General features: G+C 75.0%; 16 protein-coding genes. 9 read left to right on the top strand and 7 right to left on the bottom strand.

Going from position 1 to position 15,708, the window contains the following annotated elements:
• Nucleotides 1-5: 5 nt before the first annotated feature.
• The 6 genes from ABZW14_RS10335 to ABZW14_RS10310 form a co-directional block, all read right to left on the bottom strand.
• Nucleotides 6-965, bottom strand: a complete 960-nt coding sequence (locus ABZW14_RS10335) for a TIGR03557 family F420-dependent LLM class oxidoreductase (RefSeq protein WP_355342966.1) — start codon at nucleotides 963-965, stop codon at nucleotides 6-8.
• 189 nt (nucleotides 966-1,154) lie between these two features.
• Nucleotides 1,155-1,361 carry a hypothetical protein gene (locus ABZW14_RS10330; RefSeq protein WP_355342963.1) on the bottom strand — a complete coding sequence of 69 codons (207 nt, stop codon included), beginning with the start codon at nucleotides 1,359-1,361 and terminating at the stop codon, nucleotides 1,155-1,157.
• A gap of 120 nt (nucleotides 1,362-1,481) precedes the next feature.
• Nucleotides 1,482-2,684: a low temperature requirement protein A gene (locus ABZW14_RS10325; protein ID WP_355342960.1), complete on the bottom strand. Its 1,203-nt coding sequence runs from the start codon at nucleotides 2,682-2,684 to the stop codon at nucleotides 1,482-1,484.
• 218 nt (nucleotides 2,685-2,902) lie between these two features.
• Complete coding sequence (locus tag ABZW14_RS10320; protein WP_355342957.1) at nucleotides 2,903-3,808, bottom strand: hypothetical protein; 906 nt, start codon at nucleotides 3,806-3,808, stop codon at nucleotides 2,903-2,905.
• A 235-nt stretch (nucleotides 3,809-4,043) separates the two neighbouring features.
• Nucleotides 4,044-4,391, bottom strand: coding sequence for a TcmI family type II polyketide cyclase (locus tag ABZW14_RS10315; protein ID WP_355342954.1), 348 nt, complete (start codon nucleotides 4,389-4,391; stop codon nucleotides 4,044-4,046).
• 137 nt (nucleotides 4,392-4,528) lie between these two features.
• On the bottom strand, nucleotides 4,529-5,356 hold the full coding sequence (locus ABZW14_RS10310; protein WP_355342951.1) for a BTAD domain-containing putative transcriptional regulator: 828 nt from the start codon (nucleotides 5,354-5,356) through the stop codon (nucleotides 4,529-4,531).
• 429 nt (nucleotides 5,357-5,785) lie between these two features.
• Between ABZW14_RS10310 and ABZW14_RS10305 the strand changes: the two genes are divergently transcribed.
• The 9 genes from ABZW14_RS10305 (at nucleotide 5,786) to ABZW14_RS10265 (ending at nucleotide 15,086) form a co-directional block, all read left to right on the top strand.
• Nucleotides 5,786-6,118 (top strand): TcmI family type II polyketide cyclase, encoded by a 333-nt coding sequence (locus tag ABZW14_RS10305; RefSeq protein ID WP_355342948.1) that lies wholly within the window; start codon nucleotides 5,786-5,788, stop codon nucleotides 6,116-6,118.
• Nucleotides 6,115-7,842, top strand: a complete 1,728-nt coding sequence (locus ABZW14_RS10300; RefSeq protein ID WP_355342945.1) for an acetyl-CoA carboxylase carboxyltransferase subunit alpha — start codon at nucleotides 6,115-6,117, stop codon at nucleotides 7,840-7,842. Before ABZW14_RS10305 ends, ABZW14_RS10300 begins: the two co-directional genes overlap by 4 nt.
• Nucleotides 7,839-8,318 carry an acetyl-CoA carboxylase biotin carboxyl carrier protein gene (gene accB / locus ABZW14_RS10295; protein WP_355342942.1) on the top strand — a complete coding sequence of 160 codons (480 nt, stop codon included), beginning with the start codon at nucleotides 7,839-7,841 and terminating at the stop codon, nucleotides 8,316-8,318. Before ABZW14_RS10300 ends, accB begins: the two co-directional genes overlap by 4 nt.
• Nucleotides 8,318-9,835 (top strand): acetyl-CoA carboxylase biotin carboxylase subunit, encoded by a 1,518-nt coding sequence (locus tag ABZW14_RS10290; RefSeq protein WP_355342939.1) that lies wholly within the window; start codon nucleotides 8,318-8,320, stop codon nucleotides 9,833-9,835. The genes accB and ABZW14_RS10290 overlap by 1 nt, the downstream gene beginning before the upstream one ends.
• Entirely contained in the window at nucleotides 9,832-10,539 is a 708-nt protein-coding gene (locus ABZW14_RS10285) for an SRPBCC family protein (RefSeq protein ID WP_355342936.1), read from the top strand. The genes ABZW14_RS10290 and ABZW14_RS10285 overlap by 4 nt, the downstream gene beginning before the upstream one ends.
• On the top strand, nucleotides 10,536-10,943 hold the full coding sequence (locus ABZW14_RS10280; protein WP_355342933.1) for a cupin domain-containing protein: 408 nt from the start codon (nucleotides 10,536-10,538) through the stop codon (nucleotides 10,941-10,943). Before ABZW14_RS10285 ends, ABZW14_RS10280 begins: the two co-directional genes overlap by 4 nt.
• Nucleotides 10,940-12,208, top strand: a complete 1,269-nt coding sequence (locus ABZW14_RS10275; RefSeq protein WP_355342930.1) for a beta-ketoacyl-[acyl-carrier-protein] synthase family protein — start codon at nucleotides 10,940-10,942, stop codon at nucleotides 12,206-12,208. The genes ABZW14_RS10280 and ABZW14_RS10275 overlap by 4 nt, the downstream gene beginning before the upstream one ends.
• Nucleotides 12,205-13,452 (top strand): beta-ketoacyl synthase N-terminal-like domain-containing protein, encoded by a 1,248-nt coding sequence (locus ABZW14_RS10270; RefSeq protein ID WP_355342927.1) that lies wholly within the window; start codon nucleotides 12,205-12,207, stop codon nucleotides 13,450-13,452. Before ABZW14_RS10275 ends, ABZW14_RS10270 begins: the two co-directional genes overlap by 4 nt.
• 251 nt (nucleotides 13,453-13,703) lie before the next feature.
• Nucleotides 13,704-15,086, top strand: coding sequence for a class I adenylate-forming enzyme family protein (locus ABZW14_RS10265; RefSeq protein ID WP_355342924.1), 1,383 nt, complete (start codon nucleotides 13,704-13,706; stop codon nucleotides 15,084-15,086).
• Here the strand turns inward: ABZW14_RS10265 and ABZW14_RS10260 are convergent.
• A complete protein-coding gene (locus ABZW14_RS10260; RefSeq protein WP_355342921.1) occupies nucleotides 14,984-15,706 on the bottom strand; it encodes a 4'-phosphopantetheinyl transferase superfamily protein in 723 nt (240 codons plus the stop codon). The genes ABZW14_RS10265 and ABZW14_RS10260 overlap by 103 nt on opposite strands.
• Between the last annotated feature and the right edge of the window lie 2 nt (nucleotides 15,707-15,708).

The following is a 15,708-nucleotide window of genomic DNA, read 5'->3' as shown; positions in this document are numbered from 1 at the left end:
CCCGATCAGGCGAGTGCGCGCACCCGGTCGACGAAGCCGCCCGCGCAGAAGTCGAGGAAGCCGTCCGGGTCGGGGCCGGCGTTCTGCAGCACGACGTGGTCGAAGCCGGCCTCGACGTACGTCCGCACCTTCGCCAGGTGCGGCTCCGGGTCCGGCCCGACCGAGAACTGCTGCCGGATGTGCTGGTCCTCGACCCAGACGGTCGCCGCGTCGAAGTTCACCGGGTTGGGCAGCTCGCTCATCACCTTCCACCCGGTGATCGCCCACCGGCTGGTCTCCTTCGCCGCCCGGACCGCCTGCTCCTCGTCCGACGCCCAGGCCATGGGCACCTCCGCGTAACGTGGCCCCTGCCCGCCGGCGTCCCGGTAGTGCGTCACGATCGACGACTTCGGCTCGGTGGCGAACAGCCCGTCGCCCAGCTCGGCGGCCGTCGCGGCCGAGGAGCGTCCGCTGGCGGCCACGGCGATCACCGGCGGCGTCTCGGGCAGGTCCCAGACCCGGGCGTCCTCGAGCTGGAGGTGCTTGCCCTCGTACGACTGGTAACCGCCCCGCCAGAGCAGCCGGATGATCTCCAGGGCCTCGCGCAGCCGCTCGTGCCGGCCGCGGACGCTCGGGAAGCCCTGCCCGACCACGTGCTCGTTGAGCCGCTCGCCGGCGCCGACCCCCAGGGTGAAGCGCCCGTCGGAGATCAGCGCCAGCGTGGCCGCGGCCTGGGCGATGATCGCCGGGTGATACCGGACCGACGGGCAGGTGACCCCGGTGGCCAGGCCGAGCGTGCTGGTCTTCGCGGCGATGGCGGCGAGCGCGCTCCAGGTGAAGCAGGAGTGCCCCTGCACCTCCAGCCAGGGGTGGTAGTGGTCGCTCATCTCGACGAAGTCGAAGCCCGCCTGCTCGGCGCGGATCGCCTGCCGGATGAGTTCCTGCGGACCGAAGGCCTCCGAGGCCAGCTTGTAGCCGATCTGCATCGCCCTGGTCTCCCGTCCCTGCGCGGCTGGACCGCTGCCCTTCCCGCCGGCGGGCTGGACAAACGCGCTCGGGCCGAGGAACCCAGCCTCCTAGGACGGACTACGGATGGTGACACCGCGCACGCCGGGCACGGAGAGGCCCGCGCCGCGGGGGAGCGGGCGCGGGCCGGGGTGGTGAGGGGGTCGGGCCTACTTGGACGGCTGGGGGAGCTCGCAGTCCACCTTGGGGTTCGCGCCGATGTAGTTCAGCGGGCCGGCCACGATGGTGACCAGGATGGTGCCGGCCTCGGCACAGTTGGTGTCGTCGTTGCCGTAGTAGCCACGCTGACCGGCGGCGATCGCGCCGATGATGAGCCAGATGACGACCAGGACGCCGAGTATCGAGGTGCCGCGCATGGGTTGCCTCCACTGGGGTTGTGGTGGTTTCGAGGTGCAGCCCATGTACCCCGATCGGGTGAACGGTCAAACGGCGCCGCCGCCGCGGCGCGGCCGATTCCGACCATCGTGGCGCCGGCTCTAGTGCGGCGGTGAGGGGTCCTCCGGCGGCCGGCCTCGGCTGCGCAGGTGGTCGGCGACGGCCACCCCGGCCAGCACCAGCATCGCCCCGAGAGCGGCGTAGACCGGGGCGAGGAAGAGCAGGCCGGGCGCGATGGTGAGCAGTGCCAGGATCCCGCCGGGGCGGGAGAGCGAGACCCGGCTGAACACCTCGTACTCGAAGGCGGCGCGACCGGCCAGGAACAGCGCCGGTCCGCCGAGGATGACCGCCAGCCAGGCCGGCGGCGTACGCCCGGTCGGTTCGAGCAGCACCAGGTCGAAGCCGGCGGCGCTGGTCACCACGCCGGCGACCATGAGCAGGTGGGTGTAGGGAGCGGAGTTCAGGAACCGGTGCGGGTGCTTCGCCATGGCGATGGCGTGCGGCAGCAGCTCGCCGGACTTGTGCACGTAGATCCGCCAGAGCAGCAGCGTGGTGGCGAACGCGACGGCGAAGGCGCCGATGTTCTCGGTCTCGGAGTGGTGCAGGCTGAAGACCGTGCCGGTGACCAGGATGGCGTCGCCCAGCGCGATGATGAAGAACTGCTGGTAGCGCTCGGAGAGGTGCTCGGCGGTCACGTTGCGCTGGGAGTCCGGCACCACGCCGAGACCGGGCACCGGGTACGCGAGCCGGAACCCGAGGTAGTCGATGCCCAGGGCCAGCGCCCAGAGGATCTCGCGGGCGTGCCCGCTCGCCATGGCGCCGACGAGCCAGGGGATCGAGGAGACCGCGAACCAGGTGAAGATGCGGGCCGCCCGGCGCTGGGACTGCCGGTGGCGCCGGACCGTCGGCATGAGGAACAGCCCGCGTCCGAGATGGATCGCCACGTACGTCGCGGCGAAGACCAGTCCGCGGGCGCCGAAGGCCTCCGGGATCGCGGTGGTCATCAGCAGCGCCCCGAACATCACCGCGATGATCAGCAGTTTGATCTCGGGACGCTGCGGGTCGTACAGGTCGGTGACCAGGGTGGTGATCGCCCAGGTCCACCACATGGCCATCAGCATGATCAGCGACTGGAAGGCCCGCTGCCAGTCGACCTCGGTGAGCAGGCCGCGCGAGATGAGCGAGAGCGCGACCACGTACACCAGGTCGAAGAAGAGTTCCAGCAGGGTCACCCGGCGGGGCGCCTCGGGATCCCGGACCGGGGGACGCCGCCCGGCGGGCTGCTCCGGCGTGGCGGTGGGCACGAGGTGCTCCTGCGGTGGCGGGATCGGCGCGGCGGGCCGTCCGGCCCTGCACCGACCGTAGCGACGGCCGCCCGGGCCTGTGCCGGTTTCGGGCATTCGCGCTCGTCCGGGGCACCGCGCCGGTGGCCCGCGTGGGGTTGACCCGGGCCGGCTCGACGGCCTCCGGACACGGCGCGGGCCGGTGGTGACCGACGGTCACCACCGGCCCGGCGGTTGGATCAGGCGTCCTCGCCGGTGCCGACCGGGAGCACCCGCTCGGCGTCGGCGCGAGCGCCGGCCAGCACCTTCGCCTGCTGCGACCAGGTCGCCAGGCCCGGGGCGGCGCGCAGGCCGGCGGCCTTCACGGTGTCCCGCAGCACCGTCTCGTCCAGCTCGCTGAGCTGCTGGTAGGTGCGGATACCGGCGGCCTGGAGGGCGGCGGCCAGCTTCGGCCCGATGCCCTGGATCCGCCGGAAGTCGTCGGCGGCGTCCACCTGGGCCGGAGCCGCGTCCTCGACCGCGACGCGGGGGGCGGGCACCGCCACCGGCGCGACCGGCTCGGTCCCGACGACCGGCTCGTCGGCCGCCGGCTCGACGGCCTCGGACGTCGCCGGCACGGCCACCGGCTCGGCCGGCTCGGTCACGGGCTCGGCGGGCACGGACACCGGCTCGGTGGGCACGGCAACCGGCTCGGCCTCGGCGGCCGGCTCCTCGGCGGCGGCCACCGGCTCCGGCGCGGTCCGGACCGGCTCGTCCTCCGCGTCGGCGGTCACCGGCCGCTCCGCCGCGGCCGCCACCGTGCGGGCCGGCTCCTCGTCGGCCGTCACCGGCTCGGCGACCGCGACCGGCTCGGCGGACGGCAGGGTGGTGGCCTCGGCGGCCAGGGCGGCGGCAGCCGGGGCGGCCTCCTGCTCGACCGGGGCCGGCTGTTCGGTCACCGCCGCGGGCGCCGGCACCTCGTCAACCACGGCCTCCGGCCGCTCCTGGTCGACCGTGGCGGTCACCTCGGGCGCCGGGGCGGCACCCTCCACCGTGGGCGTGCCGGCGTCGGCGGCGCTGCGCCGGCCGCTCACCACCCACCCGATTCCCAGGCCCACCAGCAGGGCCAGGATCACGACCAGCCACTGCCCGAAGCTCGACGGCATGGCCAACCTCCTCCTATGTACGTGCACGACAATCGCGTGAAAACTCGGGGCAGCTTCGCACACGTACGCGCGGGGCGACAGGGAGGTCGGGGGCTGGCCGCAGCCCGTGGGACGGGCGGTTCCGGCCGGTGGCCGCGGGATGACCGAGCGTGTGCCACGCCGGGTGGCGCAAGGGGCGCCCCGGACCCTGGTGCCGTTCGAGGGTCCGGGGCGCCCGGTCTTCGCGCCGGAACGCTCAGCAGCCCCGCCGGGGCGCGGGCACGTCGGCCGCGTCCCAGCTGTAGAAGCAGCCGGCCACCGCGTCGCGAGGGGAACGCCAGGTCGGCAGGTACGGCGACGTGTGCGCCGACAGCCGTTCGTTGACCTGCTGGTAGAACGGGTTGTCGCGGACCCCGGCGGCCAGGTCCGGGTCGACGTCCACCGTCTCCATGAGATGCACGCACAGGTCGTGCAGGTAGTAGAGCGACCGGTGCCGGATCCCGGTGAGCCGGGGCAGTTCCGTGGCGTCGGACTCGGCGAAGATCTGGGCCACCCGGCCCTGCGCCCCCGGCACGATCCGGCTGACGACCAACAGTCGACTCATCGGGACCCCTCTCGCCGCTGGTGATGCGCCGACCCGGCCCAGGGTGTCGGCCACCGTGGGGGCCACCCTGCCCGGTCCGCTGTCACCTGGCCGTCACGGTCCGGGCGGCCACATTGATGGGGGTGGTGACGCCACGGTCAGCGGGGGTGCGGCGTGGTCGGCGCGGTCGGGCCGCGTTGCGCCGTCCCGGCCGGGCGGCCGGGGGCGTTGGACCGGTCGGCCCGCCGCTGCGGCGCCTCCCGCCGGGTGGCCCGCCGGATCGGGGCGAGGGTCTCGTCGAGCAGCGCGGACATCGCCGGGGACGGCTCCAGGCGCAGCTCGCGGAGCAGCAGGTCCCGGTAGACGTAGAAGGCGTGCACCGCTTCGAACGCGTTGCCCTCGGCCAGGTGGATGCGGACCACCAGGCGGTGCGGGGTCTCCCGCAGCGGCTCGGCGGCCATCGCCTCCAGCGCCGCCTCCAGGGCCTCGCCGTGCCGCCCGGCGTTGAGGTGGTTGCCGGCGAGCTCCTCCAGCATGTGCAGCCGGAGCTGCCGCAGCCGTTCCCGTTCCAGCAGCACCCAGTCGTCGTACCAGCCGGGGAGGAGGTCGTGCCGGCCGGCCCCGGCGGCGCCGCGGGGGACCTCGCCGTCGCGTACCCGGGTGGCGGTACCGACCAGCTCGTCGACGTCGAGGTGGACGGTGGGGTCGAGGCGGACCGTGTCCCCGTCGGTGCGCAGTGGGCAGCAGGGGTCCTGCCGGAGCCGCCACAGTGCGGTCCGCAGCGAGGAGAGCGCGCGGTCCTCCGAGGTCTCCGGCCAGAGCAGTCCGGCGAGGTGGCTGCGGGTGGCGGCCGGGCGCAGCCCGATGAGGGCGATGACCCGTTGCAGGCCCCGGGGAACCACCACCGGGACCCCGTCGTGGAGCAGTCGGAACCCACCGAGCAGGTGCAGCGACACCCCTGGGGCGGGGTCTTCCGCCGTCGGCATTCTCGATCTACCGGACACGGGCGCACCCCCTGCACCGGAACCCTCGTCCCGACCGTCCTCTGTTGCTCGCTCGGCTGCCTCGACGCCGGTGTCGGAACGGCTCCGCCGTGGCGGAGAAAGCCCGCTCTGGCCGGGCTGACCGGTACGGAGGATATCAACACTTGTTACTCTGAGTCAACGGCGCGTCGGTTTGCTGACCGTCCGTAGTGGTCGGACGAACCGCCTGTGAACTGCGAAAAACTGTCGCTATCTATTCGGGGAACTTGATCTTCGCATAGCTACCGCACAGTTCGCGTCAACGCAGCGTCACCGACTTCCCCGGCCGATGGTGGCCGGTTGACGCCCCGTTGACGGTGCCGGCGGCACCGTGGCGCCAGTCGTGCGGCGAATCCGGTCGCCGCGCACCGGGACGCCCAGGGGAGGCTGCGCATGGACCGTTCGCTCATCGTCGCGAAGGTGGTGCCGACCGCCGAGGACCAGGTAGCCGAGATCTTCGCCGCGTCCGACGCGACCGAGCTGCCCGGCCTGGTCGGCGTCCGGCACCGTTCCCTCTACCGCCTGCACGATCTCTACGTTCACCTCCTGGAGACGGAGGCGCCGGCCGAGGGGGCGGTGGAGGAGGCGCGCGGCCACCCGGAGTTCGTCCGGGTCAGCGAGCGGCTGCGCCCGTACATCTCGCCGTACCTGCCGACCTGGCGCTCGCCGCGCGACGCCATGGCGCACTGCTTCTACCGGTACGACGCCCCCGGGCGGCGGCCGTGACCACCACCGCTCCCCAGGACGAGCAGCTCTGGTCCCGGTGCGACGGCTGCGCCTCCCTGCTCTACCGCAAGCGGCTGCGGCGCAACCTCGACGTCTGCCCGGAGTGCGGGTCGCACGCCCGACTCGACGCCCCGGACCGGGTGGCGCAACTGGTCGACCCGGACTCGTTCACCCCACTGCCGGATCGCGCCGTGCGGGTCGACCCGATCGGGTTCGTGGACGCGCTGCCCTACCCGCACCGGCTCGGCGCGGCCCGCGCCGGCTCCGGCCTGGACGAGGCCGTGCTCTGCGGGACCGCCCGGATCGGCGGCCACCCGGTCGCCCTCGCGGTGATGGACTTCCGTTTCCTCGGCGGCAGCCTCGGCTGCGCGGTCGGCGAGCTGATCACCCGCACCGCCGAGCGGGCGCTGGCCGACGCCACTCCGCTGGTGGTGGTCACCGCCTCCGGCGGGGCGCGGATGCAGGAGGGCGCGCTGTCGCTCATGCAGATGGCCACGGTCAGCCAGGCCGTCGCCGGGCTGCGCGAGGCGGGGCTGCTCACCGTCAGCGTCGTCACCGATCCCACGTACGGCGGGGTGGCCGCCTCCTTCGCCACCAATACCGACGTGGTGCTCGCCGAGAGCGGCGCCCGGCTGGGCTTCGCCGGCCCCCGGGTGATCCGCCAGGTCACCGGCGCCACGCTGCCGGAGGGCTTCCAGACCGCCGAGTTCCTGCTCCGGCACGGCCAGGTCGACCTGGTGGTGCCCCGGCACGCGCTGCGCGGCCGGTTGACGGCGCTGCTCGCCGCCGCCGAGGCGGGCCGGCGGGTGCCCGTGCCCCGGCCGGAGCCGGCGCCGCGACCGGCCGCCGCGGGCGGCGTGCCCGGCCCGGCGCGGGACGCCTGGGAGACGGTACGCACGGCCCGGCACCCCGGCCGGCCCACGACGCTGGACTACCTGGAGACCGCCTTCGACGGCTTCGTGGAGCTGCACGGCGACCGGCTCGGCGCGGACTGCCCGGCGGTCGTCGGCGGGCTGGCCCGGCTGGACGGCCGGCCGGTGATGGTGATCGGCCACCAGAAGGGGCACACCACCGCCGAGCTGGTGGCCCGCAACTTCGGCATGGCCAGCCCGGCCGGGCACCGCAAGGCGCTGCGGCTCATGCGCCTCGCGGCCCGGCTGCGGCTGCCGGTGGTGACCCTCGTGGACACCCCGGGCGCCGACCCGGGAGTGGACGCCGAGCAGCAGGGCCAGGCCGCCGCCATCGCCGAGAACATCCTCGCGCTGAGCGTGCTGCCGACGCCGGTCGTCGCGGTGGTCACCGGCGAGGGCGGCAGCGGCGGCGCGCTCGCCCTCGGGGTCGCCGACCGGGTGCTGATGCTGGAGCACGCGGTCTACTCGGTGATCAGCCCGGAGGGCTGCGCCGCGATCCTCTGGCCGGACAGCTCGGCGGCACCGCAGGCCGCCCGTGCGCTCCGGCTCACCGCCGCCGACCTGTGCCGGCTCGGGGTGGTCGACGAGGTGGTGCCCGAGCCGCGGCCCGCCGCCCACGACGACCCCGCCGGCGCGGCCGAGCTGCTGGGCCGTGCCGTGGCGGCGAACCTGGCCCCGCTGCTGTCCGTGCCGCCGGCCACCCTGGTCCGCCGCCGGCGGCAGCGGTTCCGCCGCTTCGGCGCGGCCCGCTCGACCGCCGCGAACCCACCGTTCGAGGCGACCGACCGCCCACGAACGGAGGTGTTGCCGTGAGCGCGGAGGGCGGGCCTGAGGAGGTGCTGGACGGGCTGAGCCGGCAGGCCCGCAAGCTGGTCGCCAAGCTGGCCGGGCCGGTGCGCCGGGTCCGGCTGCGCAGCGGCGAGACCGTGCTGGAGGTGGAGTGGCACCACCCGGCCCGCCCGGCGCCCGCGCCGCGTGCCGAGCCCGACCCGGTCGCCGCGCCGCAGGTCGGGGCGGCGGCGCCCGTGACGGAGCGGCCGGCGGTGCGGGCGCCCGTGGTGGGCACCTTCTACCGCGCGCCCGAGCCCGGCGCCGCCCCGTTCGTGGCGGTCGGCGACGTGGTCCGGCCCGGCCAGGTGGTCGGCATCGTCGAGGCCATGAAGCTCATGAACGAGGTGACCGCCGGCCAGGCCGGACGGGTGGTCGAGCTGCTCGTGGAGGACGGCAAGCCGGTCGAGTACGACCAGCCGCTCATCGCCCTGGAACCGCTGACGGGACGGGACGCGTGATGTTCGAGAAGGTGCTGATCGCCAACCGCGGCGAGATCGCGTTGCGCGTGCTGCGTGCCTGCCGGGAGCTGGGCGTGCGGACGGTCGTGGTGCACTCCAGCGCCGACGCCGACTCGCTGCCGGTACGGCTGGCCGACGAGACCGTCCGCATCGGACCGGCGTCCAGCCGGCAGAGCTACCTGAACGCCGCGGCGATCGTCGAGGCGGCCCGGCAGACCGGCGCGCAGGCTGTGCACCCCGGCTACGGCTTCCTCTCCGAGGACGCCGACTTCGCCGAGATCTGCGCCCAGAACGGGCTCACCTTCATCGGCCCGCCGCCGCAGGTGATGGCCGCCCTCGCCGACAAGTCCACGGCTCGGGCTCTGATGAGCCGGGCCGGCCTGCCGCTGCCGCCGGGCAGCGTGCGCACCCTGCCGACCGCCGCCGACGCGCTCGACGTGGCCGCCGAGGTGGGCTACCCGGTGATCGTCAAGGCGGCCGCCGGCGGGGGCGGGCGCGGGATGACCGTGGTCCGCTCAGCCGCCGAGCTACCCCGGGCGTACGCCCGCACCCGCGCCGCCGCCCAGGTCGCCTTCGGTGACGACCGGGTCTACGTCGAGCGGTACCTGGCCGACGCCCGGCACGTCGAGGTGCAGGTGCTCTGCGACGGCCACGGCAACGGGATCCACCTGGGCACCCGGGACTGCTCGGTGCAGCGCCGCCACCAGAAGCTGATCGAGGAGGCCCCGGCGCCGGCGCTCCGGCCGGCCACCCTGGACACCATCGCCGAGATCGCGCTGCGGGGCGCCCTCTCGGTCGGCTTCACCGGCGCCGGCACGGTCGAGTTCCTGGTGGACGAGGCCGAGCGCTGCCACTTCCTGGAGATCAACTGCCGGATCCAGGTGGAGCACCCGGTGACCGAGCTGGTGACCGGCATCGACCTGGTCCACGAGCAGCTGCGCGTGGCCGCCGGCACGCCGCTGCGCTGGCGGCAGGAGGACGTCCGGCTGCACGGGGTGGCGGTCGAGTGCCGGGTCAACGTGGAAGACCCGGACCGCGACTTCGCCCCCGCCCCCGGCCGGCTGGAGCGCTTCCGGCCGCCCGGCGGCCCGTTCACCCGGGTCGACACCCACGGCCACGTCGGCTACCTGGTCAGCCCGCACTACGACTCGCTGCTGGCGAAGGTGGCGGTCTGGGCGCCGGACCGGGACGGCGCGCTGGACCGGCTCGACCGGGCGCTCGGCGAGTTCGAGGTGGCCGGGCCGGGGGTCCGCACCACCATCCCGTTCGCCCGGCGGGTCCTGCGCGACGCCGCCTTCCGGGCCGGACGGCACACCACCGCCCTGGTCGACCGCCTGCTCAACCCACCCGATGCCGGCGCCGATCCGGTCGCCGCCCCGCCGCGCGACGGCACCGGCGCGGACCCGGACCGCGCCGGACCGGTCGTGCCCGACATCCGAGCCGACGCCGACCCGGCCGGCCGTACCCCCGTCACCGCCGCGCCCGCCGCCGGCCCCAACGCCTGGAGGAACCCATGACCGTCGCCCCCGACCGACCGCTCGCCAGCGAGATCACCGACATCCTGGTGACCCACTGCGGCCTGGACGCCGACGCGGCCGCCCGCACCCCGGCCGCCAGCCTGGAGGAACTGGGCATGGACTCGCTGGCGCTGCTCGAACTCTCCGCGGTCATGGCCGACCGGTGGCGGGTGAAGATCCCGGAGCAGGCCGGCCAGCTCAGCATCGCCGGCGTCGCCGACCTGGTGGCCCGGAAGGCCGACCCGCCCGGGCACACCGAGAACGCCGTCGACATCGCCGCCCCGCTGCCGCTCGTCTGGGAGATCACCAACGACGTGGCCCGGTGGACCGAGCTGTTCACCGAGTACGCGGTGGCCGAGATCCTGCACCGGGAGGGCGACACGGTCCGGTTCCGGCTCACCATGCACCCGGACGAGAACGGCACCTCGTGGAGCTGGGTCAGCGAGCGCACCGCCGACCCGGCCACCCGCGAGGTGCGCGCCCGGCGGGTGGAGACCGGCCCGTTCGAGTACATGCGCATCCACTGGCGCTACGACGAGATTCCCGGCGGCACCCGGATGACCTGGGTGCAGGACTTCGCCATGAAGCCCACGGCGCCGGTCGACAACGCCGGCATGACCGAGCGGATCAACACCAACAGCGCGGTGCAGCTCGCCGTCATCAAGGAGAAGATCGAGCGCGCGTACGCGGGAGGCGCACGATGACCGACACCACCACGGCCCGGGTCTCCGTCCACGACGTCACCGCCGACCGGCGGCGCGGCGGCGAGCTGCGGGTGCTGCTCGGCCCGAAGACCGTCGGCAGCACGTCCGGCTTCCTGGGGGTGGCCACGCTCGCGCCGGGCGAGCGGATCGCCGAGCACTACCACCCGTACAGCGAGGAGTTCCTCTACGTCGCCCGCGGCGCCATCACCGTCGACCTGGACGACCGGCCGGTGCCCCTGGCCGCGGGGGAGGCGCTCTTCGTGGCGAAGGACGTACGGCACCGGCTGCGCAACACCGGCGACGAGCCGGCCGAGGTGGTGTTCCACCTCGGGCCGCTCGCCCCCCGCCCGGAGCTCGGCCACGTCGACACCGAGGGCGCCCCACCACCCCGGAGACCGTCGTGACCGGCCGGCGCACCGTGGTCACCGGCGTCGGCGTCGTCGCCCCCGGCGGCGCCACCCGGGACCGGTTCTGGAAGACCATCACCGAGGGGCGCACGGCCACCCGGCGGATCAGCTTCTTCGACCCGTCGCCGTTCCGCTCGCAGATCGCCGCCGAGTGCGACTTCGACCCGGACGCCGCCGGCATCACCCTGGCCGAGCGGCAGCGCGCCGACCGGTACGTGCAGTTCGCGCTCGCCTGCTCCGCCGAGGCGCTCGCCGACAGCGGCCTGACCCTGTCCGACGCCGACCGGGAGCGGGCCGGCGTGGTGCTCGGCACCGCGGTCGGCGGCACCATGGCGCTGGAGAAGGAGTACGTCCGGGTCAGCGACTCCGGCCGGCACTGGCTGGTCGACCACACCCTCGGCGGACCCTACCTGTACCAGGCGCTGATCCCGAGCAGCCTGGCCGCCGACGTGGCCGTACGGCACGGGCTGCACGGCCCGGCGCAGGTGGTCTCCACCGGCTGCACCTCCGGCATCGACGCGATCGGCTACGCCCACCAGCTCGTCGCCGACGGCGAGGCGGACGTCGTGCTGGCCGGTGCCGCCGACTCGCCGATCTCCCCGGTCACCGTCGCCTCCTTCGACGCCATCGGCGCCACCAGCCCGGACAACGACGACCCGGAGCACGCCTCCCGGCCGTTCGACGCCGACCGGCACGGCTTCGTCCTGGCCGAGGGGGCGGCCGTGCTGGTGCTGGAGGAGGCCGAGCACGCCCGCCGGCGTGGCGCGCACGTCTACTGCGAGGTGGCCGGCTACGCCAGCCGCAGCAACGGCTTCCACATGACCGGGCTGCGTCCGGACGGGGCGGAGATGGCCGTGGCCATCACCGACGCGCTCCGCCAGGCCCGGCTCGCCCCGTCGGCCGTGTCGTACGTCAGCGCGCACGGCTCGGGCACCCGGCAGAACGACCGGCACGAGACCGCCGCGTTCAAGCGGGCGCTGGGCGCGACGGCGTACCGGGTGCCGATCAGCTCGATCAAGTCGATGGTCGGGCACTCGCTCGGCGCGATCGGGTCGATCGAGATGGCCGCGTGCGCGCTGGCCATCGAGTACGGCGTGGTGCCGCCCACCGCCAACTGGGCCACCCGGGACCCCGAGTGCGACCTGGACTACGTGCCCAACGAGGCCCGGGAGGTGCCGGTGGACGTGGCGCTCTCGGTGGGCAGCGGCTTCGGTGGCTTCCAGTCCGCGATGATCTTCCGCCGCCTGGCGGTGTATCCATGACCGCCCGGGCGGTGGTGACCGGGATCGGGGTGGTCGCACCGACCGGCGTCGGCGCCGACGCGCACTGGGCCGCCGTGCTCGCCGGCACCCGGCGCACCGGGCCGATCACCCTGTTCGACCCGGCCGGCTACCCGACCCGGGTGGCCGGGGAGGTGCCCGACTTCGACCCGGCCGGGTTCTCCGACACGCGGCAGCGGGTGCAGACCGACCGCTGGACCCACCTCGGCTTCGCCGCCACCCGCCTGGCGCTGGCCGACGCCGGCCTGCCCGAGGAGGCGCCCGACCCGTACCAGTGGGCGGTCACGCTGGCCAGTTCCTCCGGCGGGAACCTGTTCGGGCAGCGGGAGCTGCAACGGCTGTGGGGCGGGCCGACCCGCACGGTCGGGGCGTACCAGTCGATCGCCTGGTTCTACGCGGCCAGCGTGGGGCAGCTGTCCATCCGGCACCAACTCAAGGGGCCCTGCGGGGTGACCGTCTCGGAGTCGGCCGGCGGGCTGGACAGCCTGGCCCACGCGGTGCGGACCATCCGCCGCGGCACCCCGCTCGTGGTGGCCGGGGCGACCGAGTGCCCGCTCAGCCCGTACGCGCTGGCCTGCCAGCTCCGCTCCGGGCTGCTCAGCGACGTGGCCGACCCGGAGCGGGCGTACCGGCCGTTCGACGCGGGCGCCGCCGGCTACGTGCCGGCCGAGGGTGGCGCCGTCTTCGTGGTGGAGGAGCTGGGCCACGCGCTGGGCCGGGGCGCCCGGATCTACGGGGAGATCACCGGCTGGGCGGCGACCCACGACGCCGCCCCGACCGACGCCGAGGCCGGACCCGATCCCACCCACTACGCCCGGGCGCTGCGCCTGGCCCTGGACCGGGCGGGGGTGCGCCCGCACGACGTCGACGTCGTCTGGCCGGACGCGCTCGGCGTGCCGGCGTACGACCGCGCCGAGGCGGCCGCCCTGCGCTCCGTCCTCGGCGCGACGACCCCGCCGGTGACCACCCAGAAGCCGCTGACCGGCCGGGCCCACCAGGGCGGTTCGGCGCTGGACGCGGCGACGGCGCTGCTGGCCTTCCACCACAATCTGCTGCCCGCCTCGGCCGGACCGGAGGAGCCCGCGCCCGGCTGCGAGCTGACCTTCCTGCGCCGGCCGCGCCCGCCGCGCAGCCGCATCGCCCTGGTCGGGGCGCGCGGTTTCGACGGCTTCAACAGCGCGCTGGTGCTGCGCGGCGCCGCCCCGCCGCCGGCCACCGGGGCCTGATCCCGCACGGACCTCGCCGCGCCGCGCAGCACGGGGCGGCCGGCGGGGTACCGAGCCGGCGTGGCACCGATACTGCCTGTCCGATCGAGCCTGAGCAATCCGCCCAGCCGCTCTTATTGATCTAGCCATTTGCATGTAGCAATGGACCAATGGCTGTCGTACTGTTCCGTCAGCACCCCGGAGAACGCACCTGATGGGCGGATTTCGCCCACTTCGAGGCTGGGCGGTGGGCGGTCGTGACAGCACATCCTATGGCGGAAAATCCTGTGTCGGCAGACGCGAGTTGGGTGGACGACACTCTGTTCACCGGGCGTCCCACCGACATCTGTCTCCGCCTGCCCGAGCCGGTCGACAAGGCCACGCTGCGCGGCCTTGTCGGCGCGGCGCAGACCCGGCTCGCCGAGGCCGGCCTGCGCCCCGGCGGCGCGGCCGCGCTGCGGCTGCCCCCGTCGTTGGCGTACGTGGTGAACCTGCTGGCGACCTGGCGCAGCGGCGCCCAGGCCATCCTGCTCGACCACCGGCTCACCGACCACGAGGTCGACAAGGCCCTCCGCCGGCTCGGCCCGCAGGTGGTGGTCGCCCCCGTGCGGACCGGCGGCGGCGCCCTGCGGATCTTCGTGGACGTCACCGAGGGTGTCACGGCCTACTCCGACCGCCCCGCCGGCAGCCCGCACGCGGTGATCCAGCTCAGCTCCGGCTCCACCGGGCCGTCCAAGGTGATCGGCCGCACGGCGGCCGACCTGGTGGGCGAGGTGCACCGCTACACCAAGATCGACGGGGTGGCGCTGCCCGGCGAGCGGATCGTCCTGCTGCCCTCGATGGTGCACGTGCTCGGCCTGGTCGGCGGCCTGCTCTACGGGCTGCACGCCGGCGTCGAGCTGTGCCCGCCGGAGCGGCTCAGCGGCGACGCCATCCTCGCCGCCGTGGCCGCCCAGGACACCCCGGCCACCGTGCTCGGCGTGCCCTTCCACATCGGCCTGCTGGCCTCCACCGTGCCGTCCGCGCCGCTGCCGCAGCTCAAGCGGATGACCACCGGCGGCGAGCTGGTCCCGGCCGCCGTCGCCCGCGCCTTCACCGACCGCTACGGCGTCCCACTGGGCAACATGTACGGGATGACCGAGGTCGGCGTCATCGGCACCGACCTGTACGGGGCGCACCGTCCCGCCATCGCCCCCGCCCCCGGCATCCGCGTCCGCGAGTCCGGCGGCGAGCTGTGGGTCAGCTGCCCGGCCAACCCGTACGTCGGGCTCGCCGACCCCACCCGCTGGGCGGACGGGTGGCTGCACACCCGCGACGCCGGCGCCGTCGACCCGGACACCGGGCTGGTGACCGTCAAGGGCCGGCTCGACTCCCAGGTGTCGGTGGGCGGCATGAAGGTCGACCTCACCGAGGTGGAGGCCACCGTCGCCGAGCTGCCCGGGGTGACCGCCGCCGTGGTGGTCTGGGACGACGGCATCACCGCCTACGTGCAGACCGACGGCTCGCTCTCCGAGGACGCGCTGGACAAGCTGCTCACCGAGCGCCTGGCCGGCTACAAGCGCCCCCGCACGCTGCACCTGCTCGACCAGCTGCCCCGCACCACCACCGGCAAGCTGGTCCGCTCCACCGCGGCGCTGCGGGACGCCGCGTCATGACCGGCCCGCTGTTCGAGGGCGACGTCGACCGGTCCGGTCGCCCCGGCGACCGCGACGGCGAGCACCAGGCCCGCCCCGCCGGCCGGATGGCCGACCCGCACCCCGGGACAGCCCGGGACCGGGCGCAGCAGCTCGCCTCCGCCATCGTCCGGCGGGGGCATCCGGCGACGCAGCCCGCCGTCGCGCAGCCCGGTGCCGAGCGCCTTGCCGACCGCCTCCTTGGCCGTCCACAGGCGCAGGAAGTCCAGCTCCCGGCCGGCCTCCGCCCGGGCGGCCAGCCAGGCCGCCTCGTCCGGGTCGTACCAGCGGCGGGCCAGGGGCGTGGCGGGCAGCGGCCGGCGCAGTTCGACGTCCACCCCGACCGGTCCGCCCGCCCGGGCGGCCACCACGACCACCCCGTCGACATGGCTGACGCTGACCGGCAGCGTCCGGCCGTCGGCCGCGTACACCTCCGGGCGCCCGCCGGGCGCCCGTCCCACCCCGATCTCCGCCTCGGGCCGGCCGAGCAACGCGCCACCCGCGCGCCTGAGCAGCCGCCGCGCCAGCTCCCGCTGGTCGTCGGCGGCACGGCCGGTCCACACGTACACGGTGTCCCGACCGGGCACCGGTAGCTGGTTCACGG

It is taken from the genome of Micromonospora sp. NPDC004551, assembly GCF_040609975.1.
Classification (GTDB): domain Bacteria; phylum Actinomycetota; class Actinomycetes; order Mycobacteriales; family Micromonosporaceae; genus Micromonospora.
The sequence above is the reverse complement of the archived record's forward strand: the minus strand, read 5'-3'. Positions and strand labels throughout refer to the sequence as shown.